1 protein-coding gene is annotated in these 687 nt (G+C 34.5%); it reads right to left on the bottom strand.

Features of this window, described 5'->3' with window-relative positions; all coding sequences use genetic code 11:
- Window positions 1-65: 65 nt before the first annotated feature.
- Window positions 66-629 carry a cysteine hydrolase family protein gene (locus AC1DTM_RS30275; RefSeq protein WP_088098843.1) on the bottom strand — a complete coding sequence of 188 codons (564 nt, stop codon included), beginning with the start codon at window positions 627-629 and terminating at the stop codon, window positions 66-68.
- Between the last annotated feature and the right edge of the window lie 58 nt (window positions 630-687).

Here is a 687-nt window from a genome sequence, read left to right as displayed (position 1 = left end):
ATTTTCAAAATGATTATACTTAGATTATACGAAATATTCTTATTTTTTTCTACATAATTCTGCAATTATTTTATCGAAATAGTTTTTAATATTTCTTTCGCCGTCACAATAGCAGCAAATTCATCATGCAAGTTTACAAGCGTCATATTGTGAATATCCTCTGCGCTATACTCTGTGCCATCTGGACCGATGCGGTTAAAAGTAGCCGTCGCGTCACTCACTACATACGTTGTAAATCCYAAATTACCTGCCATCCGTGTTGTCGTCTCTACACAATGATTTGTCGTTAATCCTACAACTACTAAAGAAGTATAATCTTTTACTCGTAATATCTCTTCTAAATTTGTCCCAATGAACGCACTGTTAACAACCTTTTGAATAATAATCTCACCTGGTAATGGCCTCACTTCTTTTTTAAAACGTACTGTTTCTGCATCTAGATGAAACATTGACTCCACATTTTCTTTATTCACATGCTGAATATGAATAACTGGTAATTCTCTTTTTCTCCATTCTTCTAACAAAATTTTCATATTTTCTTCCGCAAAAAGGTTATTCCTTGTGCCCCAGTACGGTAAGTTAAATGCTTCCTGTACATCAATGATTATAAGTGCTGCGTGATTAAGCATATTATCCTCCTAGTTAATTGGGCTGTAATTGAAACAGAAAACCAAGTTGCTGTGACGC

The organism is Bacillus sp. P4_D3, from assembly GCF_056401855.1.
This window is presented reverse-complemented; position numbering and strand designations above follow the sequence as displayed.